Origin of the sequence: Rhodobacter capsulatus, assembly GCF_005144475.1 — a bacterium.
Classification (GTDB): domain Bacteria; phylum Pseudomonadota; class Alphaproteobacteria; order Rhodobacterales; family Rhodobacteraceae; genus Rhodobacter; species Rhodobacter capsulatus_C.
On the sequence record NZ_SWJZ01000004.1, the window covers coordinates 1 to 1,726 of the forward strand.

Below are 1,726 nucleotides of genomic sequence, written 5' to 3' on the forward strand. Positions count from 1 at the left end.
GATCGACCGCTGGTCAATACGCTGATCGTCGATCACATCAACCCGCGCAATTCGTGGGGGTTCAAGTGGAGCCGCGCCTATCGCAATCCGCCGCATGCCTTCGTGGTCAAATTCAAGGACGCGGGCAACGACTTCAAGGAAACCGAGCGCGTCGTCCGCTGGCCCGGCTACGAGGGCGAGATCACCCTGACCGAGCGCCTGAACCTGCCCGGCAAGGTCCATGCGGCCGAGGTCTGGCGCGAGGCGCGGCGGCGCCAGCTGGAGACGATCCATCGCCCCGACACCTACGAGGTCACCCAGGACGGCGCCGTGCGCACCGCCACCCGGGGCGACGCCATCGCGCTCAGCCATGACGTGCTCAGCCGCGTGCAGCTCGCCGCCCGGGTCAAGTCGGTGGAGGGCGCGGCGGTCGAGATTGATGACGTCTTCGCGATGACCGCGGGCGAGACCTACGCCGTGCGGTTCCGCTTCTTCGAGGCCGAGGATGACACGGTTGGCATCTCGGTCGTGCGCCCCGTCAGGACTCTGCCGGGCGAGACGCAGATCCTGACGCTGACCGGGTCCGGTCCGATGCCGATCGTCGGTGATCTCGTGCATGTCGGCCCGGCCCGCGTCGAGAGCTACACCCAGATCGTGACGCGGATCGAGGCGACGCAGGACATGTGCGCGATCGTGCGCACGGTCGATGCCGCGCCGCAGATTGACACGATCCTGGCGGCCACGCCTATCCCCGCCTGGTCGAGCCGCGTCGGGGACGAGATCGACGACGCCCTGCTGCAGCCCTCGGCCCCGCGGTTTGTGGCGCTGACCTCTGGCCTTGCCGCGACGGGCCTGGCCGCCAGGATCAGCTATGCGGTCGCGCCTGGCACCGGGGCCGTGCCGACGATCGAGATCGGTCTGGATCACCGGATTTCCGGCGCCGAGAGCTGGAGCAGCACCACGATTCCGGTGGCCAATGGCGGCGGGGCTCTCGACAGCTACACGCCCGGGCAGTCGGTCGATCTGCGCGCCCGCGGCATCGGGGCGACGGGCGTCGCGGGGCCATGGTCTGCGACGATCACAATCGTGGTCGGGTCGGCCGACGCGGCACTGCCCGCCGCGCTTGATGCGGCCTCGATCTCGATTACGACGCTGCTGGGCGGGGCCCGGATCCAGTTCGCCACCGGCGATGACACGGCGACGGCACGGGTGCAGATCTACCGCTCGATCACCAGTCTGCTGGACCGCGAGACCGATGCCGTAGGGGCGCCGATCGCAGTCGAGCCCGGGCAGACTTATGCCACGACGCTCGGTGACACGACCCGCACCGACCTGATCGTCGGCGGCGGGCTGGAGGCGGCGGGCTCCTGGACACTGGACGCCGGGTGGACGATCTCGGGCGGTGTCGCCACCCATGCCGCGGGGACGACCGGCCGGATCTCGCAGGCGGTCGCGCTGACCGGCGGCAAATATTACCGGATCAGCTACGACGTGGTCTCGATCTCCGGATCGGCCGTTCAGGCGGCTCTGATCGGCGCGACGCTGCGCCCCGGCACCTCGGTCGCCACGACAGGGCCGAAGCGGGACCGGATCCAGGCGGTCAGCGGCGGCACCGGCATCGCGATCAGCGCCGAGGCCGGTGCCGCCGCGACGATCGACACCGTCCGCGCCTACCTCGAAACAGACGCCTGCCTGGAGCAGGGCCCCCATCACATCTGGATCGAGCCGCAGAACGCCGCAGGCGTCC

The 1,726-nt window shown here is 69.9% G+C and carries 1 pseudogene; it reads left to right on the top strand.

What is annotated here, in order from left to right:
• Positions 1-1,726, top strand: a pseudogene (locus FBT96_RS00505) (phage tail protein); the annotation flags it as partial.